Raw genomic sequence first — 25,448 nt, 5'->3', positions numbered from 1 at the left:
CTGTTCATAATTTTCCTTGAACAGATGTTCAAGATGCACTAGCCTGCTTCGTATGACCCAAGCCACATTTTCCGATTCCGCCTCCACTCTTTTCATCAACGGTGCGTGGGAGCCGGCTGCTTCCGGCGCAGTGCGCGAAATCCGTAACCCGGCCGACGGCGAGCTGGTCGCCACGGTGTCCGAAGCCGGCCGTGAAGACGCCGAGCGCGCCATTTCCGCAGCTCGCGCCGCCTTCGACTCCGGCGTCTGGTCTTCAGTCCCGGCCCCCGAGCGCGGCGCGTTCCTGCTCAAAGTCGCAGCGGAACTGCGCGAACGCCGGGAGAAGTTCGCCCGCGCCGAATCCCTGGACACCGGCAAGCGCATCATTGAAAGCCGCATCGACATCGACGACATCGCCGCCTGCTTCGAATACTTCGGGCGTCTCGCCGGGCAGTCTGCCGGCCGGGTGGTCGACGCCGGGGACCCCGCCGTCGTGAGCAAAATAGTCTACGAGCCGGTAGGCGTCTGCGGCTTGATCACGCCATGGAACTACCCGCTGCTGCAGGCGGCGTGGAAGATCGCGCCCGCCCTGGCCGCTGGCTGCACCTTCGTCCTCAAGCCCGCCGAGCTGACCCCGTCCACGGCGATCCTTGCCATGCAGTTGCTGAAGGACCTTGGCCTGCCGGACGGCGTCGCCAACCTCGTGACGGGCCCGGGAGCCCAGGCTGGCGCACCCCTTTCGGAGCACCCCGACATTGATCTGGTCTCCTTCACCGGCGGATTGGAAACCGGCAAGCGCATTGCCGCAGCCGCAGCCGGCACCGTGAAAAAGGTGGCGCTGGAGCTTGGCGGCAAGAACCCCAACGTCGTGTTCGCTGACGCTGACTTCGACGCCGCCGTCGACAATGCGCTGAACGGTGCCTTTGTGCATTCAGGACAGGTCTGCTCCGCCGGGGCGCGGCTGGTGGTGGAGGAATCCATCGCCGAACGCTTCGTTGACGAACTGGTCCGTAAGGCACAGGACATTCGCCTCGGAGGTCCCTTCGATGAGTCCGCCGAAACCGGACCGCTGATCTCCGCGGCCCACCGGGAGAAAGTGGACGCCTACATCCAGCGTGGCGTGGCCGAAGGCGCACGGCTGCGGTGCGGCGGCGCGGCACCTGAAGGCGAGAAGTTCGACGCCGGCTTCTACTACCAGCCGACCGTCCTGGACCGCGTCCAAAGGGGAATGTCGGTAGTCATCGACGAAGCCTTTGGCCCGGTAGTAACAGTGGAAACCTTCCGCACTGAGGACGAAGCCGTAGCCACCGCCAACGACACCATCTACGGATTGGCCGGTGCCGTCTGGACCCAGGATGCCGGCAAGGCCCAGCGGGTAGCGGGCCGTTTGCGGCACGGCACGGTCTGGATCAACGACTACCACCCCTACCTTCCCCAGGCCGAGTGGGGCGGCTTCGGCCAGTCCGGCGTAGGCCGCGAGCTCGGGCCCACCGGATTGGGTGAATACCAGGAAGCCAAGCACATCTACCAAAACACCAGCCCCCAGGTGACCGGCTGGTTCGCAGACCACGGCAAGGAGAAATAGATGCACGTTGACAACATTGAGGACCTCAGCGAGCGCGGGTTCGATTACGTCATCATCGGCGGAGGATCTGCAGGAGCCGCCGTCGCCGCCCGGCTGAGCGAAGACCCTGCCGTCACCGTTGCCTTGGTGGAAGCCGGACCTGATGACCGGAACCTGCCGGAGATCCTGCAGCTGGACCGCTGGATGGAGCTGCTGGAATCCGGCTACGACTGGGACTACCCGGTGGAACCGCAGGAAAACGGCAACTCCTTCATGCGTCACGCCCGCGCCAAGGTGATGGGTGGCTGCTCCAGCCACAACTCCTGCATCGCCTTTTGGGCTCCCCGCGAAGACCTGGATGAGTGGGAGTCAAAGTACGGCGCCACCGGCTGGAACGCTGCTGCCGCATGGCCTTTATACAAGCGCCTGGAAACCAATGAGGACGCCGGCCCGGATGCTCCCCATCATGGCGATTCCGGTCCTGTGCACTTGATGAACGTTCCCCCGAACGATCCCGCCGGAGTCGCTCTCCTTGATGCCTGCGAGCAGACCGGCATCCCCCGCGCAAAGTTCAATAACGGCACCACCGTGATCAACGGCGCTAATTTCTTCCAGATCAACCGCCGCTCGGACGGCACGCGTTCCTCCAGTTCTGTCTCCTATATCCACCCCATCGTCGATCGCGAAAACTTCACGCTGCTGACCGGCCTGCGGGCACGCCAACTGGTGTTCGACGCTGACAAGCGCTGCACCGGCGTCGACGTTGTGGACTCGGCCTTCGGCCGGACGCACAGGCTCGCGGCGCGTCGCGAGGTCATCCTGTCTACTGGCGCCATCGACTCCCCCAAGCTCCTCATGCTTTCCGGCATAGGCCCGGCTGCACATCTGGCGGCGCATGGCATCGAGGTACTGGTGGATTCCCCCGGCGTCGGCGAGCACCTCCAGGACCACCCGGAAGGCGTGGTGCAGTTCGAGGCCAAGCAGCCCATGGTGCAGACCTCCACCCAGTGGTGGGAGATCGGCATCTTCACCCCCACCGAGCCGGGCCTCGACCGCCCGGACCTGATGATGCACTATGGCTCCGTGCCCTTCGACATGAACACCCTGCGGTACGGCTACCCCACTACGGAGAACGGCTTCAGCCTCACACCGAACGTCACGCATGCCCGTTCCCGCGGGACGGTCCGGCTGCGTAGTCGGGACTTCCGCGACAAGCCCATGGTGGACCCCCGGTACTTCACCGATCCTGAAGGGCACGACATGCGTGTCATGGTGGCCGGCATCCGGAAAGCCCGGGAAATTGCCGCGCAACCAGCCATGGCTGAATGGACCGGCCGGGAACTCTCTCCTGGAATTGAGGCACAGAGCGACGAGGAACTGCAGGATTACATCCGCAAAACGCACAACACCGTCTACCACCCGGTCGGCACAGTCCGTATGGGACCAGTGGATGACGACATGTCACCCCTGGATCCCGAGCTGCGGGTCAAGGGCGTCACCGGGCTGCGCGTGGCCGATGCCTCCGTCATGCCGGAACACGTCACTGTGAACCCCAACATCACAGTGATGATGATTGGCGAACGTTGCGCCGACCTCATTAAGTCTGACCTCGTCCGAACCAACCGGATGGAGGAAACCACGACGGCGGAAGCCGACTTCAGCTTGTCCCTCGCCTGAACAGGCACCTGCTTTTAGACCCACGCAACAAACAATGGGGGAACAGCCCGAGGCACATCGTGGTGCCCGGCCTTTGATTTCGACTGCGTCCAACGGCGGCCGCAGGTAATCACCATTCGTGCATGTCTGAATTAGGAGTTCGAATGTTAGAACCCAGCAAAATAGGACCCTGCAAGAGCGATGCAAGCGGCATGGACGAGTTTGGCTATGCCCAAACCCTTGATCGCAGCATCGGTAAGTTTGCCAGCTTCGCGGCCGGCGTCAGTTACATCTCCATTCTCACCGGCGTTTTTCAATTGTTTTACTTTGGATTTTCGACGGCGGGACCCGCCTACGCCTGGTCGTGGCCCATCGTCTTCGTCGGCCAACTCATGGTAGCCCTATGCTTTGCGGAACTGGCCGGACGCTACCCCGTGGCCGGATCCGTGTACAACTGGGCAAAAAGGCTCTCGACAGGAACATGGGCCTGGTTGGCGGGCTGGTTGCTGCTGCTGTCCTCGATCATGGCCTTGGGGTCCGTGGCCTTGGCCCTCCAAATCACCTTGCCGCAGATCTGGAGCGGTTTCCAACTGGTAGGCGACGGAACAGGTCCTTACGACTTCGCCGTCAACGGGGTCGTCCTGGCCAGTATCATGATCGGCATTTCCACGCTCATCAACGCGTTCGGCGTGAAACTCATGACCATGATCAACAGCGTGGGCGTGTTCGTGGAACTCGTTGCGGCCGTCCTGCTCATTGCGGCACTCATCTGGCATTCCGTCCGCGGACCGGAAGTCCTCCTGGACACGGCTGGATTCGGTGAAGAGCATCCCTTGGGCTTCTTCGGAGTGTTCCTCATCGCCGCTATGGCTTCCGGCTACGTCATGTACGGATTCGACACCGCAAGTTCCTTGGGCGAAGAGACCAAGGACCCGAAGCGCACAGCTCCCAGGGCGATCCTGCGCGCCGTCACGGCATCCTTCCTCCTGGGTGGTCTGCTCCTTCTGGGCGGAATCCTGGCCGCCCCCGATCTTTCCGACCCCAAGCTCGGAGCCGCCGATGGCGGGCTGCAGTACATTGTGTTGTCGGTGCTGGGTGGCCCGTTCGGCAAGGCGTTCCTGGCGTGCATCGTCGTAGCTGTAGTGGTCTGTACTCTGGCCGTTCATGCAGCGGCTATCCGGATGATGTTTGCCATGGCCAGGGACAACAACCTTCCCTTCAGCCGTCAGCTCAGCAAGGTGCACCCCACCCGTAAAACCCCCACAGTGGCTGCCATCGTTATTGGCGTGGTGGCAGTGATTCCGCTGATCGTCAACATCTCGCAGCCAGCCATCTTCACCATTCTGTCCAGCATCAGCATCGTCCTGATCTACCTGTCCTACCTGCTGGTGACAGTGCCCTTGCTGCGGCGCCGGTTCCTGAAGAAGTGGCCCTTGCAGGACGACGGATCAGAACCGGGATTCAGCCTCGGCAAATGGGGGCTCCCCGTGAACATCCTGGCCGTGCTGTGGGGCGGCGCGATGACGTTGAACCTCGTGTGGCCGCGGCCGGAGATCTACAACTCAGTTCCGCCCTTCGAGTGGTACCTGCAATGGGGTGGCGTCATCTTTGTCGCAGCGGTCATCATCGGCGGAACGCTCCTCTACCGCCTCCGTATCAGGCATCGGACAGGAGTCCTGGCCGAGCACGCAGCCCTGGTCACGCCTGAGGAGTCCCCCCAAGTGGTAGCTCAAAGCTCCTAGCCACAGGGCTTTCTCTCACTTCCAACGAGCATCCCTTCGCCGACGTTCAACCGGCGAAGGGATGCTCAGACGAACGCCGACTTCCCCGTCACCGCACGGGCCACGATCATGGAGTTGATCTCGTAGCTGCCTTCGTACGTGTACAGAATCTCTGCGTCGCCGAAGAGCTTGGCCATCTCGTAGTCGGTGGTGATCCCGTTCCCGCCCAACAAGGAACGGCCCATGGCAACGGACGAACGGGCGAGCCGGGTAGTGGTGGCTTTGCACATGGCAGCCTGCACCATTTCGAGCTTCCCGGCCTGCTGGATCCGGGCGAGTTCAACCATCATGGACAGTGAAGCGTTGGCATTGCCCAGAATGTCGGCGAGCTGCTGCTGCACCAGCTGGAAGCGGGCCAGCTCTTTGCCGAACTGCCGGCGCTCCAAAGCGTATGAACGGGCGATATCAAAGGCGGCCAATTGAATTCCCGCAGCTTGCCAGCCCACCCATGCCCGGGAATCACGCAAGAGGTCATTAGCGCGGGAAAACTCCGTGGCACCCGGCAGGAGGTTTTCCAAAGGAATGCGCACCTCGTCCAACACGATGTCCGCATTCTGCATGATGCGCAGGCCGATCTTGTTGGAGATCTTGGTGGCTGAGTAGCCGGGGCGGTCCGTCTCGACGATGAAGCCCTTGATGTGTCCGTCAGCCTCGTCGCGAGCCCAAACGAGGGCAAAGTCGGCAATCGTGCCGGCCCCTATCCAGCGCTTGGCACCGTTGATGACCCAATCGCCGCCGTCGCGTCGCGCCGTCGTCGAGAGTCCTCCGGCGATGTCCGATCCGTGATCCGGTTCTGTCAGCGCGAAGGCACCCAGTTGGCTGAAAGCCTCGAGCCCAGGCAGCCATTTGCGTTTCTGTTCAGGGGAACCGAGCTCGTCAATCATGCCGACAATGAGCTCATTGTGGATGCCCACCAGCGCTGAAAGGGACACATCCGCCCGCGCGACCTCGGTGTACATGAGGCCCTTGAACAGCTTTGAGGAGCCGTCCGTCTGCAGCCCACCCAGCCCGAACTTGGCCATGTCAGCCAGCAGCCCGAACGGAAATTCTTCCCGGTTCCAATAGTCGATGCTCGCAGCCCGGATCCGGGTTTGCAGGAACTCCCTGATCTCGAGATACCGTGCACGCTCCCCAGCTGGGAGCAGGTCAATGACGTGCATCAAGTCCGCCTCCGGATAAGGAGGCAGGACGCGTTCTGGTGCCGCACCGCTGGTAACGGTGCCAGCAGCTTTTTCGTCGAGCATTAGACCCCTTCGTCATGTCCCGCATGGGCTCTTCCAAACCCTTGGATGTCCTAGTATATTGCAAGGTGATGTGGATCACTAGGCGGGAAGCCCGGCGATGGTGCCGGGAACCCGAAGGCGAAAGGCGGACTATGACAGTCACAGAAGACTTCCGTGCGGCCCGCGATCGGCTCCTGGAGCTGCGCGACGACTACAAGCAGGCACACGCAGAATTCCAATGGCCCCGCTTTGAGGAGTTCAACTTCGCACTCGACTGGTTCGACCAGATCGCCGCCGACGAAACCAGGGGCCGCCAGCCCGCGCTGGTCATCGTGGAACAGGACGGCAGTTCAACCCGGCGCACCTTCAAGGACCTCTCCCGGAGGTCCTCCCAACTCGCCAACTGGCTCCGGGACCAAGGCGTCAAGCGCGGCGACCACATGATCATCATGCTCGGCAACCAGGTTGAGCTGTGGGAACTCATGCTGGCAGGCATCAAGCTGGGCATCGTCATGATCCCCACCACCACGCTCATGGGCGCCCGCGATCTCCAGGACCGGGTGGAGCGAGGCGGGGCCACCTGGGTGGCTGCAGGAAGCGCCAACATCGGCAAATTCTCCGATGTCGAGGGCGATTACACACTGATTGAGGTCGGCTCAGGGAGCACCAACGCGGACGCTAAGCAGTACTCGGATTCGTACGACGCCGGTACGGACTTCACGCCCGATGCGCCCACTCGCGCCGACGAGACACTGCTGCTTTACTTCACGTCCGGCACCACCTCACGGGCGAAACTCGTGGAGCACACGCACACGTCCTATCCTGTGGGCCACTTGTCCACTATGTACTGGATCGGCCTGGAACCGGGCGATGTCCACCTGAACGTGGCATCCCCGGGCTGGGCCAAACATGCCTGGTCCAACGTCTTCACGCCGTGGATCGCGGAAGCCACAGTCTTCATTTACAACTACCAACGCTTCGACGCTGCGGCCCTCATGGAACAGATGGGCCGCGAAGGCGTCACGAGTTTCTGCGCCCCGCCCACTGTCTGGCGCATGCTCATCCAGGCCGACCTCACCCAACTCACCACCCCGCCACTCAAGGTGGTCTCTGCCGGCGAACCACTCAACGCCGAAGTTATCGGCCAGGTGGAGGAAGCCTGGGGAGTCACCATCCGGGACGGCTTCGGCCAAACCGAATCCACGGTCCAGATCGCCAACACGCCCGCGCAGCCGGTGAAAATCGGCTCCATGGGACGGCCGCTGCCGGGATACGACGTGGTCCTGGTGGACCCGCTCACCGGGCAGGAATCCGACGACGGCGAACTCTGCTTGCGCTTGGACCCCCGTCCCGTGGGGCTCATGAAGAGCTACTTTGGCGACGAAGCCAAGACGGCCGAAGCCTTCCGCGATGGCTACTATCACACGGGCGACATGGCGAGCCGGGATTCCGACGGCGTCATTACTTACGTCGGCCGGGATGACGACGTCTTCAAGTCCTCCGACTATCGATTGTCGCCTTTTGAACTCGAGAGCGTCCTGATCGAACACCCGGCTGTGGCGGAGGCCGCCGTCGTACCTTCGCCTGACGCTGTAAAGCTGTCGGTGCCCAAGGCGTTTGTGGTGTTGGCTGCCGGCTATGAAGCCGGCCCGGCGGTCGCAGAGGACATTCTCAGGTACTGCCGTGAGCATTTGGCGCCGTTCAAGCGCATCCGGCGGCTCGAATTTGGGGAGCTGCCCAAGACGATTTCCGGCAAGATCAGGCGGGTGGAGCTGCGTGGGACGGAAGTCGCCCGGCACGGCGACGGCCCGCTGCCCGCAGGTTTGGGCGTCGAATACACCGAGGAAGAGTTCCCGAATCTGAAAGACTAGCCAACCAGTACACCAAGCTATTCCGGCAACCGAAGGAGGCCTATGGGCACGCCACTCCCCCGCGACCCCATCGCCGATGCCCAACGAAACTGGGAACGGCATGGTTGGGGCGATGTCGCTGCGCCCATGGCTGCCATCACCGCAATCATGCGCACACAGCAGATCCTCCTGGCGCGCATCGAAACGGTGCTCAAGCCCTTCGGGCTGACGTTCGCGCGATACGAACTGCTGGCGTTGCTGAGTTTCGCACGCAGCGGCGCGCTGCCCATGAACAAAGCCAGCGCGCTCCTTCAGGTCCATCCCACCTCGGTGACCAACGCCGTCGACCGCTTGGAGAAAGCCGCTCTGGTGGCCCGTTCCCCGCACCCAACGGACGGGCGCACCACCCTGATCGAGCTGACCGCAGAGGGACGCACCCTCGCCAAAAAAGCGACGGCGGCCCTCAACGCCGAGGTTTTTGGCAAGTCCGGCTTCGGCGCCGACGACGTCGATCACCTCATCCGCGTCTTGGGCACTTTCCGCAGGGATGCCGGAGATTTCACGGAGGACTAAGACGTCAAACGAGCTTTCTATGTTCTGGAGGGGCGGTGTCCGGGTAAGGGTGGGGCTTTCGATTGATAGCTGTGTCCGGTGGGGGTGCTGATTTCCAGGGTGTGCGTACCCCCGTGCACGCCGGCATGGACGGTTTTGCTGGTCCAGCCGGGGTTTTCCTTGGTGTGGTTGCACGCCTCGCACAGACCTGCACCGTTGGCGAGGTTCGTTTTCCCTCCGGAACGCCAAGGAACCACATGGTCGATATGCCGGATGGGCGCATCACAGTACGGCATCCGGCAGGTATCGTCGCGGGTTTCAATGAAACGCCGAAGCCTCGTCGGGAAGAGCCGGGCTTTGGAGTCCATGCTCAGGAGCTCACCCGTGGCCGGCGCGGTGTAAAGCCGGCGAAGCCAGACACTGAACTCTGCATCCAGCGTTCCCGCGTGATCTTTGCCGGTTCGCCCCGAACCGACTATTTCCCTCCCCCATTCGGCCGGGACTATTCCGTAGCCCTTGAGCCGGGCCGGTTCACTGTCGCCTTGGAACAGGGTGCGGTCGGTCATGACAAGGTCCAGATTGATCCCTGAAATCCCGCCAGGTGTACCGGTAACGCGCTCGACCAAGGTATCGGCCATGACCTGACCACGGGTCCGGACAACACCAGAGCCCGCACCACCGCTGGAACGGGCCGAATCAGCAGCACGGCAAAGAGCAGCGTAAACCGCCACCCCTTGCGCGACCGGCAGCAGGGCGGTCAGGTACGTCATGGTGTCCGGCGCCGGACGCAAGCTCACCATCCGCTCGGCGGCGGCACGGCTCGCACGCCCGACCACCGACCGCGGATCCCGCCGATACGCAGCAGCCTTCGCCGCCGCAACAATCGCCTTATCGCCCTTCCCCTCAAAAGTCCCGGTATCGGGAGCGAGCTCCTCATCCACAGCGCACCGGTCCTCAACAGACAAACACGCAGTCTCCTTCACCAGCAGCGTGGCCCGCCACTCATTCAACTGCCCCGACTTCAGAGCCGCCAACGTCCGCGGCATCTCCAGCACAAGGGCCTTCGCCAAACCCAGCAACCGGGACCCACGATTCGGCGACTCCCGCCGGGCCAACGCCACCTGAGCACCCACCCCACTGCCACGCTCCGAGACAGGAACACCCGCCTCGGCCTGCTCGGCACGCCGGGCAAGATCAAAAGCCACAGCAACCCGCGCCTGCAAAGCCGTAATGGCCGACTTCATCTCCTCCAAAACCCGCAACTGCTCAATCAGGTCCCCACTGATGGTGCCGGCCGGAACCGCGCCAATGCTGACTGGAACCGCGCCGCGCTGAACAGCATCCGCAACCACGGGAGCGCGCCCAAGCGCCACCACCGCGCCCGCCGGCTTATCCCCAATCCGCTCCATGCCCTAACTCTGGCAGCAGCCACCGACAATATAACGCCAGTGATCCCAATGGGGCCCGATGACCTTTTTTGCCAAGCGAGGGAGTCCCTCGGAGGACCTCCCTCAAGCGGGTCTCCCTGACACTCTCTAAACCTGATGTTCTGAAGTCATGACCACAACCATTTCCTCCACCAAGACCCGGCGTTTGCCACTGGTGACGTACGTTCTAGCTGCGGGCGTGTTCCTCATGGGAACAACCGAGTTCATTGTGGCGGGGATTCTGCCTGAGATTGCGGGCGATCTTGGGGTGTCCGTGGCAAGTGCCGGCCTCATGATCACGGTCTTTGCGGTGGGCATGATCGTCGGCACCCCCACAATGTCCATCCTGACCCTTAAGCTGCCGCGGCGCCTGACACTGGGCCTCGCGCTGGTTGTCTTCGCTCTGGGCCATGTGGTTGTTGCCCTTACTTCCGACTTCACGCTGATCCTGGTGGCTCGTTTCGTAACGGCACTGGCGACTGGCGCTTTCTGGGCGGTAGCCGCCGTCGTGGGTGCTAAAGCTGCAGGTGCGGCTTCGGCGTCCCGGGCGCTGGGCGTTGTCCTGGGGGGTGGCATGCTCGCCAACGTGGTCGGTGTGCCGCTGGGGGCCTTCGCAGGCCAGGTGATTGGCTGGCGTGGCCCATTCTGGGCTTTGGCTGTTCTTGCTCTGGCGGCGGCTGTTGTGGTGTACCGGCTGGTCCCGGCAAGCCCCGAAACCGGGCCCACTCCCTCCGTGCGGGCAGAGCTTGCCAGCATGCGTGACGCCAGGGTCTGGCTTGTCCTGGCGGGCTGCGCGATCGTGTGCGGATCATCCTTGGCTGCCTACAGCTTCATCTCTCCGCTGCTTACTGAGAACACGGGTCTGGCCGCTTCCGTGGTTCCGTTGGTTTTGGTGGCCTACGGCGTGGGGGCGTTCATCGGCTCCAATCTTGGAGGTCACTTCGGCGCACACCACCCCTATCCGGCATTGTTCATCTCGGCGGGTATGACGTTCCTGGTGCTGGGTGCCCTTTCCCTGTTCTCCCACTTCGCCGTGATGACAGTGGCCCTGATCTTCTTGCTAGGGCTCTTCGGGATGGCCACCAACCCGATTCTGATCGGCAAAGCCGTTGGTTATGCCGGCCACGCGCCCACCCTTGCCTCGGCGCTCAGCACCTCAGCGTTCAACCTCGGTACGGCCGTGGGATCGTGGATCGCCGGTTACGCCCTGGAGTCCGCGCTTGGAGCCACGGGACCTGTGCTGGTGGGGACAGGCATTGCCGCGCTCTATTTCGCGCCGCTCACAATGTTGATGCTCAAGGATCGTAAGGAAGGTGCCCGGCCATGAAGCGCCGCACTGCAGCAATACTGCTGCTGACGTTTGCGCTGGTTAGCTGCAGCCCATCTCCCACCGGCGAAGCTACCCCGACGTCGGCCAGTGAGACATCCAGCCCTGCTGCCGGCAGCGTCGTAGGTACCGTAGTCCGCTTCAGCGCCGGCTCGGTATCTCTGGACGTGACCATCGGTGAAGACAACCCCGCTACCCGGGACTTTCTGAGCATGCTGCCACTCACCGTCACCATGGAAGAGTTTGCCCGCCGGGAGAAGATCGCGGACCTGCCCAGGCCCCTCCAATTCGAGGGGACTCCCGGGTCCGACCCCCAGGATGGCGACCTGATCTACTTCGTGCCCTGGGGAAACCTCGGTTTCTACTACAACACTTCGGGGATCGGTTTCTCGGACCAGACCATCCACTTGGGCCGCTACAACGCGACGCCGGACGAGCTTGCGCGCTTCGAGGACCAGGAGGTTCGTGTGGAAGTCAGCCCATGACCGACCGGCATCGACGATAAAGCGTGCGGCAGCACCGCCGTCGTCAGCTGTCCTGCAGTCAGCTGTCCGTCCGTGTCTTCTCGGACGCAGGCTGGACGCCCTGTCCGTATTCGCTGGCCGCCCAGGAGGACAGCAACTGAAGGCGCTCGGCCGACGGCGACCCGGGTTCCGCCGCGTAGATGGTCAGGGTCAGCCCGGGTTCGGCGGCCATTTCCAAGCCCTCGTACGCGAGTGTCATCTCGCCCACGATCGGATGATTGAACGTCTTGAAACCCGTTCCGTGATGCCGGACGTTGTGCGCACCCCAGCGTGTGCGGAACTCATCGCTGCGGGTGCTCAGTTCACCAATAAGATCGTGCAGTTCCTTGTTGTGCGGATCGCGTCCAGCCTCGGTGCGAAGGATTGAAACCGTCACCTCCGCAAAGGCGTCCCAATCCGGGTAGAACTCATGCGCGCGATCATCCAGAAACGTGAATCTGGCGATGTTGGGCGCCTGGCCCGGCATGTCGTAGCAATCCTTATAAAACGCCCGGGCCAAAGGGTTCACCGCCAACAGGTCCATGCGACCATTCCGGACAAAAGCGGGTCCGGCCGTGACAGCATCCAGCGCCCACTGCAGGCTCTCATGGGGAACGTACGATTTCGCATTCCGGCGCCGCGGCGGTCTGGCAACAGGACTGGCCGCGTGGGCGAGATCGAACAGATGTGCCCGCTCAGCGTCATCCAGGTTCAGCGCCCTGGCGATGCTCTCCAGTACTTGTGGTGAAGCGCCGCTGATGGCACCCCGCTCCAAACGGGTGTAATACTCCACGCTCAACCCGGCAAGGGTAGCCACTTCGCTGCGGCGCAGCCCTTTGACCCGCCGGTTGGATCCCGTGGGCAACCCAACCTGCTCCGGGGCCACGTGGGCCCGCCGGGAAATCAGAAATTCGCGTACTTCCGCCCGATTGTCCATGGACTCCACCATAGATCCGGCCTGTCGCGGGAGGGAGTCCCTGCGAGGACCTCCAAATGGCGGCTACGTGGCCTCGGACGTGGCCTTGCGACGTGAAACCAACACGGGACTGTGGGCATGGTGAAGCACGGCGTGCGCCGTGGAGCCTATGGTGCCTTTGATAAGGCCATGGCCTTTGGTCCCCACCACCGTGAGGCGTGCCCCTTGAGAAGCCTTGACTACGGCCCGGGAGAATGAAGCATCAACCAGCAACTCGCCGGCCACTGTGACTCCGGGCGCTTTGTGGCGTGCCCGGCTCAGCACAGCGTCAAGCATCGCTTCAGCGTCCGGGTAAGCTTCCACAGGCTCGCGCAACCGTCGGTACCCCTCCGGTTCGTGCAGCACGTGGACGATCATGAGGTCGGCACCTGTTGCTGCCGCGAAAAGACAGGCGTCGTCGAGGGCTGCCGGGGATCCGGAGTCATCAACTGCAAGCAGCACTGGACCCTCCGGGTGGTCATCTGCGCGGATCACTGCCACCGGGCACTCTGCGGTTGCTGCCATCTCCAAACTCACGGAGCCCACCAGCAAGCCCATGAACCCGCCAAGTCCCCGGCTTCCGAGTACCAACATCTCCGCACCCACTGAGACGTGGGCCAGATGATCGCGTGGCATCCCATGCAGCAAAGTGGTGTGCACTTCCAGCTCGGGTACGGTCTCTTTGGCGAGCGCCATCCCCTCTTCGAGGACTTTTTGGGCGGCCCGTTCCAGTCCGCTATCGGCAACACCAGGAACGGGACCCCTGTTGTGGGACAGCAGGACCCACAAGGAACAGTGCACAACGTGGAGGGAACAGTCCCGCAGGATCGCGTGCTTGGCGGCCCATTGGACGGCGCGGTGTGATTCTTCGGATCCGTCATAGCCAACCACGATCGTCTTCGATGCGCGCTCGTTCGTCATGGCCCGAGCCTACGCTGGCACAGGGACCGGCACCATAGCGTAACGCCCGCCTCCACGGAGCGGTACGCTGCTAGGCTCCGATGCTGACACCTCAGGAGGAAAAACCGTGGGCTTTGCCAATGAACTCAAGAACCAGACTGCCGGGGACTGGGACGCCGCCGTCAACCATCCGTTCGTGGACCAACTGCTCGACGGGTCACTTTCGGACGAGAACCTGCGCCGCTACCTCGTCCAGGATTACCAGTTCTGCGATGCCTTCACCGCCCTCCTGGGCCAAGCTGTCGCATCGGCACCTTCGCTGCCTTCGCGGCTGGTGTTTGCCCGGGTTCTCGGGGCTTTCGCTTCGGACGAGAACACGTACTTCCAGGATTCCTTCAATGAACTCGACGTCCCCGAGGCGGATCGAACCGCACCCGCGCTGGGATCTGCCACCAGGGATTTCGACAACCTGATGCGCAGCGCCCTCGCTACCCGCTCCTACCCGGAAGTCCTGGCAGTGCTGTTGGTTGCTGAGTGGCTCTACGGAGACTGGGCTGCCCGCGCCGGGGACACCAGTGAATGGCCCGCCCATGCAAAGCATGCCGAGTGGATCCGCCTCCACAACAATCCGGAGTACAACGCATGGGTGACCTGGCTGCGCGACGAGTTCGACGCCGTCGAACCTGCCGACGCCGCTGCACGCGAGCGCGTAGCCGCCACCTTCGCTGAAGCGGTGCGGCTGGAGCGCGCGTTCTTCGACGCTGCGCTGATGCCGGCGGACGCTGCGATTTAGCCCCGCTGCCGCACCGTGTAGCTGAGCTCCACCAAACCTTGGTCATAGATGTTAAGGTCCACGAGCTTCAACAGGGCAGGATCATGTCCGGCCGGGAACACGCCCCTGCCTGAGCCCTGGCCCAGCGGCATCACCACAAGCCGGACTGCGTCCACTTCCCCGGCGGCGAAGAACGTCTGGCCGAGCGACAGGCTTCCCCAGAGAACGATGTCCTTTGCGGACTCCCGTTTGATGCGACGGATGCCCTCGATCGCGTCGCCGGATTCAACGGTCGACGGCGGGAAGTCGCCCCAAGGGGCCTCCTTCAGGTGGCGTGAAAACACGTGGCGTCTCAGGCCATTGAGGGCTGGAGCGATGATCTCGCCCTCGGAGGCGTCGGTAGGCCAGTATTCAGCAAAGTACCTGTACGTATTGGCGCCCAGAACCATTGCTTCCACGCTGCCGAGCCATTCGAGTTGGGCACGGTCAAATTCGGCTGTACCCCCGTCCAGCAGTTCGTAGGCTTTGAACTCGTTGTTGGTGTCGGCGGCGTATCCGTCGGCGGTAACGAAATCCTGGACGATCAGCTGTCCCATGAGCGACTCCTCGATCCGATGATGGCCCGCAGGAGCCTACGCCGCCATGAATGAGTCGACAACCCCTCGCCGTCCCCTTATCCGTGACGAAACTGCATCTGACAACGATGTCCGATCGGTTGGGACTTTGGAATCGACCTACACTTAGCTCGAAAAACCGTTGACTTGTCCGCTGGACTTATCGTAGCTTTTCTCTCGTTGACAACGTTGTCTATATGGGGATGGGCGCGCGCGATGAAGGGCGAACGAGGAGAACAATGACTAAATCCACTATGAGCAGGATGCGGGCAGCGACGTCTGCGTTGACGCTGGCGGGCCTGACACTTTCGGGCATCATGGCCGGCATGGCACCAGCGTCTGCGGCACCGGAAGTGGGAAGCGAGGACTTTCGACCTGCTTACCACTACACGCCAGCGAAAAACTGGATGAACGACCCCAACGGGATGGTTTTCCATAAAGGCGTCTATCACCTGTTCTATCAACACAATCCCTCCGGCAACACGTGGGGGAACATGTCTTGGGGCCACGCGACGTCGAAGGACTTGGTGCACTGGCAGGAGCAGCCCCTGGCCCTGTCCACCGACGCGCAGGAAGATGTCTTCTCCGGCAGCATCGTGGTTGATAAGGACAACACCACGGGTTTCGGGACGAAGGAAAACCCCGCGCTGGTGGCCATTTATACCAGCGCCTATAAGGAGCCCTCCCCGCACCGGGGCCTGCAGGCCCAGTCCCTGGCCTACAGCCTGGATGATGGCCAGACTTGGACGAAGTACTCAGGAAATCCTGTGCTGAACCGCAATTCAGCCAATTTCCGGGACCCAAAGGTTTTCTGGTACGACAACCCGTCCGGCGGTGGCTACTGGGTCATGACCGCAGTCGAATCACAGGATCACAAGGTTCTCCTCTACAAGTCCGACGATCTCAAGGACTGGACTGCCCTGAGCGAATTCGGGCCCGCCAACGCGACCGGCGGCCAGTGGGAATGCCCTGATTTGTTCCCGCTCGCCGTGGATGGGGATAAGAACAACATCAAGTGGGTCATGGTGGTCAATATCAATCCCGGCGGAGTCGCGGGAGGCTCGGCTGGACAGTACTTCGTGGGTAACTTCGACGGCACCACTTTCACCTCCGAGACCACCGAACCAGTGGCCGAGGCACCTGCCGGCACTGTTCTGGCAGGCTTCAACGACGGAACCTACAACGGGTGGACCACAAACAACGAACCAGGCAACTGGAAGAACGGTCCTTTCGGTGACGCTCCCGCCGCAGGTTCCCTCCCCGGCCAGAGTCCGGTGACTGGCTTCGGCGGAACAGGACTGATCAACTCATTCAACGACGGCGACTGGCCGATGGGTTCCATGCAGTCACCAACCTTTACCGTGACCGACGACTACCTGAACTTCCTGATCGGCGGCGGCAAGCACCCCCATGTCTCCGACAAACTGGACAACACCCCGCCCCCGGGAGAACTCAAGTTTGATGGCTTCGAGCTTCCCGAAGGCACAACGCTGGCCAGTGCCGGCTGGACCGGGACAGGCGACCTCACCCCCAATTTCCAGCCGGCCACCAGTGGCGGGGACTACTACATTGGCGCTAAGCGAATCAACACATTCGAAACCGGCGCCGTGCCTGGAGATGACCGCCAAGGCACCCTGACCTCCCCCGAATTCCCCATCACAAAGGACTTCATGTCCATGCTGGTTGGAGGCGGCTACCGTACAGCGGACTCCGGCCAGACCCTGGCGGTCCAGCTACTCGTCAACGGCAACGTGGTCCGCTCCCTGTCAGGCGATAACGCGGGGCTGCTGAACTGGAAGGGCTGGGACGTTTCGGAGTTCGCGGGGCAGAACGCACAGCTGCGGATCCTTGACGAAGCAACCGGCGGATGGGGTCACTTGACCCTTGACCACGTCATGCTCACTGACAGTGCCGCTGTTCCCAGGTCCGATGAAGAAACGGTGAACCTGGTCGTCAACGGACAAGTGGTCCGTACCGCCACCGGCAACGACAGCGAAACCTTGGATTGGGCTTCATGGGATGTCAAGGAATTCGTTGGTCAGCAGGCACAGATCAAGGTTGTGGATAACAACCGATTCGGCTGGGGCCACATACTCGCGGATGAGTTCACAGCCAGCTCCACCGCTGCGAAGTCCCGGCTCGAGTCGTATGACTGGCTGGACTACGGACGCGACTACTACGCTGCCGTTTCCTTCTCGAACATGCCTGATAACAAGCGAGTCATGCTCGGCTGGATGAACAACTGGGACTACGCCAACAACATCCCCACCAACCCTTGGCGCAGCGCCATGTCACTGCCCCGAGAGGTGCAGTTGACGCAAACACCCGACGGACCACGCCTTGCCCAAAATGTGGTCAAGCAGGCGGACAAGCTTGCGACAAAGCCCAGTTACACGGATAAGAAGGGCGGCGCCATCATGGCCGGAACAACCCCGCTGCCCGCGGCTGCTTCAGGCCAGGTCCAGCGCGTGGACATCACCTTCGCACCAGGCACGGCGAAAAAGTCAGGAATCACCGTACTGGGTGACGGAGCCTCCTCCACCGTGATCGGCTTCGACTCCACCACCGGGAAGGTGTTCGTTGATCGCACAAACTCGGGAAACACCACTTTCCACCCGACCTTCGCCTCCATTGAGGACGCCCCTGTCACCCTGGACAAAAAGGGCAATGTCACCCTGCGGGTTTATGTAGATCGCTCTTCGGTGGAAGTATTCTCCGGCGACGGTCTCCGGACCATTACAGATCAAGTATTTCCCAACGCAGGAGCGGACAAGATGGCGCTCTTCGCGGAAGGTGGGACAGCGCAGCTGAAGTCCCTCACTGTGACCCCCATGGAAGGATCAATGTTCCTTCCCGGAAAGAAGTAACACACCGCCCGTAGCAAGAACGGCGGCCGGCTTTCGCCGGCCGCCGTTCCTTTGCCTTTACAGCTACATCAGTGGTTGCAGCCAGGTCAGGACTGATCCTTCACCTTCGATGTGTTCGGTAAGTTCCGCGTTGAACTCCCGGCCGTAGTCGGCGCCGATGTGCTCCTGGAAGGCTTGCTCGTCTCGGTACACCTCGAAGACGAAGTACTCCCGCGGGTTGGTTTCACGCGTGTAGGGCAAGAACATCACGTTTCCCGGTTCGTTACGGACGTGTCCCGCAAGGGTTGCCATCATTTCCGCAACGCGGGCTTCACTGCCTTCCTTAACGGTGAACTCTGCATACAGTGTTTTGGTCATGGACTGTCCTTTGCTCGGTTGATTTCGGGTTGTTCTGCTATTTGCCCGAGTCAGCTTGGGGTTGGATTTCACCGGAGCCCCGCTGTATCAGTTCCGTTGGGATGACATATGTTCGGGCGGGGCTCTCGTCGCCGTCGATCCTCGCGAGGATCCGCTCAGCCGCAAGCTTGCCGATGCGTTCAGGATGCTGGGCGATCACAGTGATCCCGGGGTCCATCATGTCGGCCAGGGTGAAATCATCAAATCCGATGAGAGCAACCTCGTGGTGCAGCCCAAGGGCTTTCAGCGCCCGCATGGCGCCAAACGTCACCAAGTTTTGACTGGAGAAAATCGCCGTCGGCGGGTTCTCTGAGGTGAGCAGTTCGTGAGCCGCCCGAAATGCGGTTTCTTCATCATGCAGATTCTCACGAACGGCGACGCCGGAGGTGGAAATGCCCGCTCGTCCGACGGCGTCCAGGAATCCTGTCCGACGCCTCCCCGCGGTCTGAATATCCGTTCGGTCGCCAAGGTAAGCCAGCCGGGTATGTCCATGCTGGATGAGATGGGCCGCCGCCTTTGCCGCGCCAAGTTCATTGTCCGTGACTACCGCGTCAGCCTCAATGCCCGCGGGCTCACGGTCAATGAATACCAGCGGCAGATCGCGGGAGTGCTCCGGGATCATATATGCCTGGCTCTTGGCGATGGTTGTCAGCACAAGCCCGTCGACCCGGCGACCCAGGAAGGCTGAAATGAGCTTCTTCTCCCGGTCAGGATCGTCATCCAGGCTGGCAGCGAAGACGGCAATGCCGCGCACAGCCAAAGCGTCTTCCATGGCCCTGTGGATCTCGCCACTGAACGGGTTGGACACACTCGGGAGCAGCAGGCCGATGGACTGGGTCTTGCGTCCGGAGCGCTTCAGGCTGCCCGCTGTGATGTCCAGTTGGTACTGCAGCTGTTCCGTCGCCCGCACAACCCGCTGGCGGGTCGCCTCGGAGACCCCCGGCTCGTCATTTACTACCCGAGAAACTGTTTTGATCCCAACCCCCGCGAGATCGGCCACATTCTTCATCGTCGGGCGCTTGCGTCCGGAGTCGGACTGGTAACGATTAGACATCGTTGTCAACTTGCTGCTCCTCAACTCGATTTAATACTTGACTCTATCGTGTGAGCTTGCTTACATGTTACCTGACAACGTTGTCAGTCGCAGAAAATGCGCCGCCAACAGCCACAAAAACAGGAGTTTCAATGTTGAGTTCCAAAGTTACGCGGTCCGCCCGGACCCGCCTTCTCGCCGCCGGTGCAGTCCTGACCCTCGGCGCACTTAGCCTGACAGCCTGCGGAGGCAGCTCCACCCCTTCATCCAGCGGCGGCGCAGATGAGAAGATCGGTGTTTCGCTGATCGTAAAGACCACGTCCAACCCGTTCTTCGTGGCCATGCAGGACGGCGCCAAGAAGGCCGCCGAGACGGACGGCGTCGACCTTAAGCTCGCGGCCGGAAAGGCCGACGGCGACGAGGACACCCAGATCCAGGCCATTGAGAACGCAATCTCCAAGGGCGACAAAGGCATTCTGATCACTCCCAATGGCCCCTCGGTGGTGGACGCCCTGAAGAAGGCCAAGGATGCGGGGTTGTTCGTCATTGCACTGGACACGCCGCCGGACCCGGCCGACGCCGCTGACATCACGTTCGCCACGGACAACTTCAATGCCGGAGAGCTCATCGGCAAGTGGACCGCTCAGCAACTGGCGGGCAAGAAGGCCGTCATCGCCCTCATTGACCTCTTTGACGACAAGGTTGTCTCGGTGGACTACAACCGCGACCAAGGCTTCCTGACCGGTCTGGGCATAGACACCGCGGATAAGAAGAAGAACGGCGACGAAGCCAAGACGGGAACGTACACCGGCGGCAAGGGCGGCGACTACGAAATCGTCGGCAGCCAGGCTTCTCAGGGCGCCGAAGACGGTGGACGTACCGCCATGGAGACCTTGCTGGCCAAGAATCCCAATGTCAACGTTGTCTACACGATCAATGAGCCCGCTGCCGCAGGTGCCTTCGAGGCTTTGAAGTCCGCCGGCAAGGAAAAAGATGTTCTGATCGTCTCCGTTGACGGCGGCTGCACGGGCGTGAACAACGTCAAGTCCGGCGTGATCGGTGCAACGGCACAGCAGTACCCGGTCAAAATGGCCGAGATGGGCGTAAAGGCCATTGTTGACTTGGCAAAGACCGGCAAAAAGCCTGCCAACTCTGAGGGCTTGGACTTCTTCAACACCGGTGTGGAGCTCGTCACCGACAAGCCCGCCGATGGTGTGAAGAGCATCACCACTACTGAGGCATCCCAGGTCTGCTGGGGCAAGTAGAACCTCACAGAACGCGGGGAGACGGTCCAAGTAGCGTCTCCCCGCGTACCAGCAGATACAGAACATGGAAGTTCAGGAGCAACCTAAAGTGACCCAGCAACAGACCGCCGGCCCTCCGAGCGCCGGGCATGCTGATTTGGCCGAGGAATTCCTCGACCGCCAGACCCCCCTCAGCAGAATCCGCAACATCCTTCATCGATACCCAGCCCTCAGCCCGGCCATTGTTCTGCTGATCGCCGTGGTGGTCTTTGGGCTCCTCAACGACCGTTTCCTGCGTGTTGAGAACTTGTCCTTGATTACTCAGCAGGTTGCCGTGGTGGGTACCCTGGCGATCGCCCAGACGCTGATCATCCTGACCGCCGGAATTGACCTCTCGGTAGGCGCGGTCATGATCCTGTCCTCATTGGTGATCGCCCAGCTCGCGGTCAGCAACGGCATTCCAGGGCCCATCGCGCTGCTGGCCGGTCTCGCGGTCGGACTGGGATCCGGTGCTCTGAACGGCTTCCTTGTGACAAGGTTCCGCCTCCCCCCGTTCATCGTCACGCTGGGAACCTTGAACATTTTCATCGCCTTGACGCTGCTTTACTCAGGCGGAAGCACCGTGCGTGGCTCCGCGATGCCGGACATGCTCACCTGGCTGGGAAGCACATTCCCGATCGGACCCGTCCGGATCTCCACCGGCGTCGTCATGATGCTCCTCCTCTACGTGGCCGTTGCCTTCATTCTGGGCAAGACCGCCTGGGGCCGGCACGTCTACGCCGTCGGCGATGACAAGGAAGCAGCCCGCCTGGCCGGCATTCCCGTCAACCGGGTCCTGATGAGCGTCTACCTTGCCGCGGGTGCGGTTCTCGCCATGGGCGCGTGGATCCAGATCGGGCGTACCAACGCCGCCAGCCCTAATGCCGGCGTCGACCTGAACCTGGACTCCATCACCGCCGTCGTGATTGGCGGCACCAGCCTCTTCGGCGGCCGCGGTTCGATCTGGGGTTCGCTGCTCGGAGCGCTGATCGTTGGTGTCTTCCGCAACGGCCTGTCCCTCGCCGGCCTGGACGTGCTTTATCAGACACTCGCCGTGGGCATCCTGATCATCATCGCCGTGTCCGTCGATCAATGGATCCGAAAGGTCAAGTCATGACCACCACAGAATTTGAAGCCCCCCGCACCGAAACACGCGAGCCCATCCTCAAAGCCAGGAACCTCGTCAAGACCTTCGGCCGGGTCGTCGGTCTCGACGGCGTCAGCCTGGACCTCTACCCCGGCGAAGTCCTGGCAATTATCGGCGACAACGGCGCAGGTAAGTCCACACTCATCAAATGCCTCACCGGCGCCGAAGTTCCGGATACCGGCGAACTGTTCGTATCCGGACAGCAGGTGCACTTCAAACGGCCACAGGACGCCCGCGTCCACGGCATCGAAACCGTGTACCAGAACCTTGCCGTTTCGCCGGCCCTCGATGTCGCCTCGAACCTGTTCCTCGGCCGGGAAGAACGTCTCCCCGGACCGTTGGGGAGCCTGTTTCGGATACTCGACACCAAGGGCATGCGCAAGAAGGCCAAGGAAGAATTGACCCGACTGGGCATCTCCACCCTGCAGGACGTCACCGTGCCGGTCGAAAATCTCTCCGGCGGCCAGCGTCAAGCTGTCGCCGTGGCCCGCGCAGCGGCCTTCGGATCCAAGGTGGTGGTTCTCGACGAACCGACAGCCGCTTTGGGCGTACGTGAATCCAACCAGGTGCTCCAGCTGGTCCGTGACCTCCGCGACCGAGGCCTGCCGGTGATCTTGATCAGTCACAACATGCCTCACGTGTTCGACGTTGCAGACCGCATACACATTCAGCGCCTGGGCAAATGCGCGGCGACCATCACCCCGCAATCCCACACGATGACCGACGCTGTCGCCATCATGACTGGTGCGGCCAAAGCCTAACGGGCACGCCGGACCTTCCGTCCATTCGGAACCCCCATCTCCGTCCGCGGACCTGCCAACAGGTCCGCGGACGGACCCATACCTCCGCCGTACCACCGGTGACCGACGAAAGAACCGAGATGCACAACCTTCACCCGGACGCCTCCGCCCAAAACCAACTGGACGTTCTCGTCATCGGCGAAGCCCTGGTCGACATTGTGAATACCCGGCAAGGAACCATCAGCTACCCTGGCGGTTCCCCCGCGAATGTCGCCTACGGCCTGGGGCGCCTCGGGATACGGACCGGGCTGCTCACAGCGATTGGCAAGGACGACCACGGAGCCGCCATCACCGCCCACCTCCAAAGCGCAGGCGTTCAGTTACTCCCCGGGTCAAAGTCCCTCAACCGCACCGCAACCGCTACCGCCACACTCGCAACGGACGGTTCGGCCAGCTACGAGTTCGACATCCTCTGGGAACTTGCCCCCGTAGCACCGGCAATGATTCCGAAAGTCGTCCATACCGGATCCATCGCCACGTTCCTGGCCCCGGGAGCCGCTACCGTGCGCACCCTCCTCGAACAATGCCACGACTCCTGCCTCATCACCTACGACCCCAACATCCGCCCGGCCCTCCTTGGTAGCCACGCCGAAGCAAAGAAGATCTTCGAGGACCTGCTCCCCCTTACAGATGTGGTCAAACTCAGCGACGAAGACGCTCAGTGGCTGTATCCCACGTCCTCGCCGGACGATGTAGCATCCCGGCTGCTCAAACAGGGGGCTCGGCTTGCCGTTATCACCCGAGGCGCTGAAGGCGCGCTACTTGCCACATCCGGGACACGCCTGAACATCCCATCAGTGAAGACCGCCGTTGCAGACACCATCGGCGCCGGTGATTCATACATGAGCGCCCTGATCATTGAGCTGTTGACCAGAGCCGAAAAGGCGTTTGCACCAACAGCCCTCGAGATCATCGGACAGACCGCAGCCGCGGCCGCAGCCATCACCGTTAGTCGGCCCGGTGCCAACCCTCCCACCTCCGAGGAACTTCAAATGCGGCTGGACGGACTCAAGCAGGCGCCGCTCGCCGCCGTATAGCCCGTTCCCGCCCTACCTGTGCTTGAACTCCGGTTGGCGCTTCTCGCTGAACGCGGCCATGCCTTCCTTCTGGTCCTCGGTGGCGAAGAGCGAGTGGAACACGCGGCGCTCAAACAGAACACCCTGCGTTAGGCCCATCTCGAAGGCTGCGTTCACGGCTTCCTTGGCCACCATCGCCGCGGGCTTGGACTTGGACGCTATGACTTCGGCAGCCTTGAGTGCTTCGTCGATCACCTCGGCTGCAGGGACCACCCGCGAGACCAGACCGGAGCGTTCGGCTTCGTCGGCGTCCATGAACCGGCCAGTCAGCACCATGTCCATGGCTTTGGCTTTGCCCACGGCCCGGGTCAACCGCTGCGAGCCACCCATTCCCGGGATAACGCCGAGGTTGATCTCAGGCTGGCCGAACTTGGCGTTGTCCCCCGCGATGATGAAGTCGGCCATCATGGCCAGTTCGCAGCCACCACCCAAGGCAAAACCGGACACGGCAGCAACAACAGGGATACGCAGCCGGGTGAGATCCTCCCAACGCCGGAACCAGTCCGCCGCATACATTTCCATATAGCTGTTGGAGGACATTTCCTTGATGTCAGCACCTGCAGCAAAGGCCTTGGCGGATCCCGTGATCACCACGGCGCCCACGTCGGGATCAGTGTCCATGGCCGTCACTGCGTCCACGAGTTCGTTCATGAGGGCGGTATTCAACGCATTCAACGCCTCCGGCCGGTTCAGCGTCACCAAGCCAACCCGTCCCCGACGTTCAACCACAATGTTCTGGTACTGCTCAGTCATGCTCTCCCTCTCCGCCAGGCTCGTCATAAGTTCAGTTCCAACCTCTCACACAGACTTGTCGCGGATTTCCGTGATGATGCCCGAGAAATCCCTCCCAGCGCCTTCACCAGCGGCAAAGGCGTCGTAGATCCGTGAGGCCAAAGGACCCATTTCCGCTGCAACGCCCGTGCTTTCCAACGCATTCACTGCCAGGCGCAGGTCCTTGGCCATCAACGCGCCGGCAAAGCCAGGCTGATAGTCGCGGTTAGCGGGGCTTGTGGGAACCGGCCCGGGAACAGGACAGTTGGTGGTTAGTGCCCAGCACTGGCCGGACGCGTTGGAGGCGACGTCGAATAATGCCTGGTGCGTGAGCCCGAGCTTCTCGCCGAGCACGAATGCTTCGGCAACGGCGATCATGGACACCCCCAGGATCATGTTGTTGCAGACCTTGGCAGCTTGCCCTGCACCGTGATCTCCGCAGTGGACGATCCTCTTACCCATGAGCTCCAAAATGGGCTTCACGGTCTCAAAGTCCTCCGGCAAAGCGCCCACCATGAAGGTCAAGGTGCCGGCTTCGGCCCCCACCACGCCACCTGAAACGGGGGCGTCCACTGAACGGTGACCGGCTTCCAACGCGATTACAGCGGCCTCACGGGCTTCATCAACGTTGATGGTGGAACAGTCCAGGAACAAAGTGTTTGGCTTCGCAAGGGAAAGCAGCCCCGGTCCGTCCACACCACGGTAGGCATCCAGCACATGCTTACCGCTGGGCAACATGGTCAACACCACAGCCGCTTCCGCAGCAGCCTCATGAGCCGTTGATGCCATGGGAATTCCGTGCGCCCGGGCTGCGTCGACAGCCGCCGGAACGGGGTCGTAGCCAATCACATCGTGCCCGGCTTTGATCAGGTTGGCCGCCATGGGACCACCCATATGACCCAGGCCCAGGAAAGCGATGAGTCCCGTTGCCGGGGCTTGGATATCTGACATAGCTGCGTTCTCTGTCATGAT

At 62.0% G+C, this 25,448-nt stretch carries 22 protein-coding genes; 13 read left to right on the top strand and 9 right to left on the bottom strand.

All coding sequences use genetic code 11. The features are described 5' to 3' along the window. The first annotated feature begins 52 nt into the window (after positions 1 to 52). The 3 genes from KCX59_RS02680 (at position 53) to KCX59_RS02670 (ending at position 4,941) form a co-directional block, all read left to right on the top strand. On the top strand, positions 53 to 1,564 hold the full coding sequence (locus KCX59_RS02680; protein WP_179020014.1) for an aldehyde dehydrogenase family protein: 1,512 nt from the start codon (positions 53 to 55) through the stop codon (positions 1,562 to 1,564). After that, positions 1,565 to 3,220 (top strand): GMC family oxidoreductase, encoded by a 1,656-nt coding sequence (locus tag KCX59_RS02675; protein WP_179020016.1) that lies wholly within the window; start codon positions 1,565 to 1,567, stop codon positions 3,218 to 3,220. A 143-nt stretch (positions 3,221 to 3,363) separates the two neighbouring features. Next, positions 3,364 to 4,941, top strand: coding sequence for an APC family permease (locus KCX59_RS02670; protein ID WP_178992678.1), 1,578 nt, complete (start codon positions 3,364 to 3,366; stop codon positions 4,939 to 4,941). Positions 4,942 to 5,006: 65 nt separating this feature from the next. On the opposite strand, the gene KCX59_RS02665 is transcribed toward KCX59_RS02670, so the two are convergent. Continuing rightward, the gene (locus KCX59_RS02665) at positions 5,007 to 6,224 is read right to left on the bottom strand and encodes an acyl-CoA dehydrogenase family protein (protein WP_179020017.1); all 1,218 of its coding nucleotides are present in this window, start codon (positions 6,222 to 6,224) and stop codon (positions 5,007 to 5,009) included. 131 nt (positions 6,225 to 6,355) lie between these two features. Between KCX59_RS02665 and KCX59_RS02660 the strand changes: the two genes are divergently transcribed. Both KCX59_RS02660 and KCX59_RS02655 read left to right on the top strand, forming a co-directional pair. Beyond that, positions 6,356 to 8,074, top strand: a complete 1,719-nt coding sequence (locus tag KCX59_RS02660) for an AMP-binding protein (RefSeq protein WP_178992676.1) — start codon at positions 6,356 to 6,358, stop codon at positions 8,072 to 8,074. A gap of 42 nt (positions 8,075 to 8,116) precedes the next feature. Beyond that, positions 8,117 to 8,626, top strand: a complete 510-nt coding sequence (locus KCX59_RS02655; protein WP_179020019.1) for a MarR family winged helix-turn-helix transcriptional regulator — start codon at positions 8,117 to 8,119, stop codon at positions 8,624 to 8,626. Between the two features lie 17 nt (positions 8,627 to 8,643). Here the strand turns inward: KCX59_RS02655 and KCX59_RS02650 are convergent, their stop codons facing one another. After that, on the bottom strand, positions 8,644 to 10,014 hold the full coding sequence (locus KCX59_RS02650; protein WP_434122612.1) for an HNH endonuclease: 1,371 nt from the start codon (positions 10,012 to 10,014) through the stop codon (positions 8,644 to 8,646). Between the two features lie 148 nt (positions 10,015 to 10,162). Between KCX59_RS02650 and KCX59_RS02645 the strand changes: the two genes are divergently transcribed. Both KCX59_RS02645 and KCX59_RS02640 read left to right on the top strand, forming a co-directional pair. Further along, positions 10,163 to 11,359, top strand: a complete 1,197-nt coding sequence (locus KCX59_RS02645) for an MFS transporter (RefSeq protein WP_179016459.1) — start codon at positions 10,163 to 10,165, stop codon at positions 11,357 to 11,359. Further along, positions 11,356 to 11,844 (top strand): cyclophilin-like fold protein, encoded by a 489-nt coding sequence (locus tag KCX59_RS02640; protein ID WP_179016460.1) that lies wholly within the window; start codon positions 11,356 to 11,358, stop codon positions 11,842 to 11,844. The genes KCX59_RS02645 and KCX59_RS02640 overlap by 4 nt, the downstream gene beginning before the upstream one ends. A gap of 58 nt (positions 11,845 to 11,902) precedes the next feature. On the opposite strand, the gene KCX59_RS02635 is transcribed toward KCX59_RS02640, so the two are convergent. Together KCX59_RS02635 and KCX59_RS02630 are read right to left on the bottom strand one after the other, a co-directional pair. Further along, on the bottom strand, positions 11,903 to 12,799 hold the full coding sequence (locus tag KCX59_RS02635; RefSeq protein ID WP_179016461.1) for a helix-turn-helix transcriptional regulator: 897 nt from the start codon (positions 12,797 to 12,799) through the stop codon (positions 11,903 to 11,905). Between the two features lie 63 nt (positions 12,800 to 12,862). Continuing rightward, positions 12,863 to 13,738: a universal stress protein gene (locus KCX59_RS02630; protein WP_178993441.1), complete on the bottom strand. Its 876-nt coding sequence runs from the start codon at positions 13,736 to 13,738 to the stop codon at positions 12,863 to 12,865. 106 nt (positions 13,739 to 13,844) lie between these two features. Here KCX59_RS02630 and KCX59_RS02625 point away from each other — a divergent pair, with 106 nt between their 5' ends. Continuing rightward, complete coding sequence (locus KCX59_RS02625) at positions 13,845 to 14,510, top strand: TenA family protein (RefSeq protein ID WP_179016462.1); 666 nt, start codon at positions 13,845 to 13,847, stop codon at positions 14,508 to 14,510. On the opposite strand, the gene KCX59_RS02620 is transcribed toward KCX59_RS02625, so the two are convergent. Next, positions 14,507 to 15,085, bottom strand: coding sequence for a dihydrofolate reductase family protein (locus tag KCX59_RS02620; protein ID WP_179016463.1), 579 nt, complete (start codon positions 15,083 to 15,085; stop codon positions 14,507 to 14,509). The two genes, KCX59_RS02625 and KCX59_RS02620, sit on opposite strands and share 4 nt — an antisense overlap. A gap of 257 nt (positions 15,086 to 15,342) precedes the next feature. On the opposite strand from KCX59_RS02620, the gene KCX59_RS02615 reads away from it, so the two are divergent. Further along, positions 15,343 to 17,970, top strand: coding sequence for a GH32 C-terminal domain-containing protein (locus tag KCX59_RS02615; RefSeq protein WP_256871281.1), 2,628 nt, complete (start codon positions 15,343 to 15,345; stop codon positions 17,968 to 17,970). Between the two features lie 63 nt (positions 17,971 to 18,033). On the opposite strand, the gene KCX59_RS02610 is transcribed toward KCX59_RS02615, so the two are convergent. Then, entirely contained in the window at positions 18,034 to 18,327 is a 294-nt protein-coding gene (locus KCX59_RS02610; RefSeq protein WP_091464988.1) for a putative quinol monooxygenase, read from the bottom strand. A 37-nt stretch (positions 18,328 to 18,364) separates the two neighbouring features. Next, on the bottom strand, positions 18,365 to 19,375 hold the full coding sequence (locus KCX59_RS02605; RefSeq protein WP_179016497.1) for a LacI family DNA-binding transcriptional regulator: 1,011 nt from the start codon (positions 19,373 to 19,375) through the stop codon (positions 18,365 to 18,367). Between the two features lie 176 nt (positions 19,376 to 19,551). On the opposite strand from KCX59_RS02605, the gene KCX59_RS02600 reads away from it, so the two are divergent. The 4 genes from KCX59_RS02600 (at position 19,552) to KCX59_RS02585 (ending at position 23,666) form a co-directional block, all read left to right on the top strand. Then, entirely contained in the window at positions 19,552 to 20,664 is a 1,113-nt protein-coding gene (locus KCX59_RS02600) for a substrate-binding domain-containing protein (RefSeq protein ID WP_178993444.1), read from the top strand. An 88-nt stretch (positions 20,665 to 20,752) separates the two neighbouring features. Then, on the top strand, positions 20,753 to 21,799 hold the full coding sequence (locus KCX59_RS02595) for an ABC transporter permease (RefSeq protein WP_179016464.1): 1,047 nt from the start codon (positions 20,753 to 20,755) through the stop codon (positions 21,797 to 21,799). Continuing rightward, on the top strand, positions 21,796 to 22,590 hold the full coding sequence (locus KCX59_RS02590) for an ATP-binding cassette domain-containing protein (RefSeq protein ID WP_178993446.1): 795 nt from the start codon (positions 21,796 to 21,798) through the stop codon (positions 22,588 to 22,590). Before KCX59_RS02595 ends, KCX59_RS02590 begins: the two co-directional genes overlap by 4 nt. Before the next feature lie 119 nt (positions 22,591 to 22,709). Then, on the top strand, positions 22,710 to 23,666 hold the full coding sequence (locus tag KCX59_RS02585; RefSeq protein WP_179016465.1) for a carbohydrate kinase family protein: 957 nt from the start codon (positions 22,710 to 22,712) through the stop codon (positions 23,664 to 23,666). 12 nt (positions 23,667 to 23,678) lie between these two features. On the opposite strand, the gene KCX59_RS02580 is transcribed toward KCX59_RS02585, so the two are convergent. Further along, entirely contained in the window at positions 23,679 to 24,458 is a 780-nt protein-coding gene (locus tag KCX59_RS02580; RefSeq protein WP_179016466.1) for an enoyl-CoA hydratase, read from the bottom strand. Positions 24,459 to 24,503: 45 nt separating this feature from the next. Continuing rightward, entirely contained in the window at positions 24,504 to 25,445 is a 942-nt protein-coding gene (gene mmsB / locus KCX59_RS02575; RefSeq protein WP_178993449.1) for a 3-hydroxyisobutyrate dehydrogenase, read from the bottom strand. Positions 25,446 to 25,448: the final 3 nt, after the last annotated feature.

The sequence above is a fragment of the Paenarthrobacter nitroguajacolicus genome (assembly GCF_051027655.1).
In the GTDB taxonomy this organism is placed as follows: Bacteria; Actinomycetota; Actinomycetes; order Actinomycetales; family Micrococcaceae; genus Arthrobacter; species Arthrobacter nitroguajacolicus.
The sequence above is the reverse complement of the archived record's forward strand: the minus strand, read 5'-3'. Positions and strand labels throughout refer to the sequence as shown.

Excerpts from the sequence above, each read along its gene's own strand:
- KCX59_RS02620 (WP_179016463.1), bottom strand. The coding sequence starts at position 15,085 with ATGGGACAGCTGATCGTCCAGGATTTCGTTACCGCCGACGGATACGCC.
- KCX59_RS02660 (WP_178992676.1), top strand. The coding sequence starts at position 6,356 with ATGACAGTCACAGAAGACTTCCGTGCGGCCCGCGATCGGCTCCTGGAG.
- KCX59_RS02650 (WP_434122612.1), bottom strand. The coding sequence starts at position 10,014 with ATGGAGCGGATTGGGGATAAGCCGGCGGGCGCGGTGGTGGCGCTTGGG.
- KCX59_RS02635 (WP_179016461.1), bottom strand. The coding sequence starts at position 12,799 with ATGGACAATCGGGCGGAAGTACGCGAATTTCTGATTTCCCGGCGGGCC.
- KCX59_RS02610 (WP_091464988.1), bottom strand. The coding sequence starts at position 18,327 with ATGACCAAAACACTGTATGCAGAGTTCACCGTTAAGGAAGGCAGTGAA.
- KCX59_RS02600 (WP_178993444.1), top strand. The coding sequence starts at position 19,552 with ATGTTGAGTTCCAAAGTTACGCGGTCCGCCCGGACCCGCCTTCTCGCC.
- KCX59_RS02655 (WP_179020019.1), top strand. The coding sequence starts at position 8,117 with ATGGGCACGCCACTCCCCCGCGACCCCATCGCCGATGCCCAACGAAAC.
- KCX59_RS02680 (WP_179020014.1), top strand. The coding sequence starts at position 53 with ATGACCCAAGCCACATTTTCCGATTCCGCCTCCACTCTTTTCATCAAC.
- KCX59_RS02615 (WP_256871281.1), top strand. The coding sequence starts at position 15,343 with ATGACTAAATCCACTATGAGCAGGATGCGGGCAGCGACGTCTGCGTTG.
- KCX59_RS02605 (WP_179016497.1), bottom strand. The coding sequence starts at position 19,375 with ATGAAGAATGTGGCCGATCTCGCGGGGGTTGGGATCAAAACAGTTTCT.
- KCX59_RS02590 (WP_178993446.1), top strand. The coding sequence starts at position 21,796 with ATGACCACCACAGAATTTGAAGCCCCCCGCACCGAAACACGCGAGCCC.
- mmsB (WP_178993449.1), bottom strand. The coding sequence starts at position 25,445 with ATGACAGAGAACGCAGCTATGTCAGATATCCAAGCCCCGGCAACGGGA.
- KCX59_RS02580 (WP_179016466.1), bottom strand. The coding sequence starts at position 24,458 with ATGACTGAGCAGTACCAGAACATTGTGGTTGAACGTCGGGGACGGGTT.
- KCX59_RS02585 (WP_179016465.1), top strand. The coding sequence starts at position 22,710 with ATGCACAACCTTCACCCGGACGCCTCCGCCCAAAACCAACTGGACGTT.
- KCX59_RS02645 (WP_179016459.1), top strand. The coding sequence starts at position 10,163 with ATGACCACAACCATTTCCTCCACCAAGACCCGGCGTTTGCCACTGGTG.
- KCX59_RS02675 (WP_179020016.1), top strand. The coding sequence starts at position 1,565 with ATGCACGTTGACAACATTGAGGACCTCAGCGAGCGCGGGTTCGATTAC.
- KCX59_RS02640 (WP_179016460.1), top strand. The coding sequence starts at position 11,356 with ATGAAGCGCCGCACTGCAGCAATACTGCTGCTGACGTTTGCGCTGGTT.
- KCX59_RS02665 (WP_179020017.1), bottom strand. The coding sequence starts at position 6,224 with ATGCTCGACGAAAAAGCTGCTGGCACCGTTACCAGCGGTGCGGCACCA.
- KCX59_RS02630 (WP_178993441.1), bottom strand. The coding sequence starts at position 13,738 with ATGACGAACGAGCGCGCATCGAAGACGATCGTGGTTGGCTATGACGGA.
- KCX59_RS02670 (WP_178992678.1), top strand. The coding sequence starts at position 3,364 with ATGTTAGAACCCAGCAAAATAGGACCCTGCAAGAGCGATGCAAGCGGC.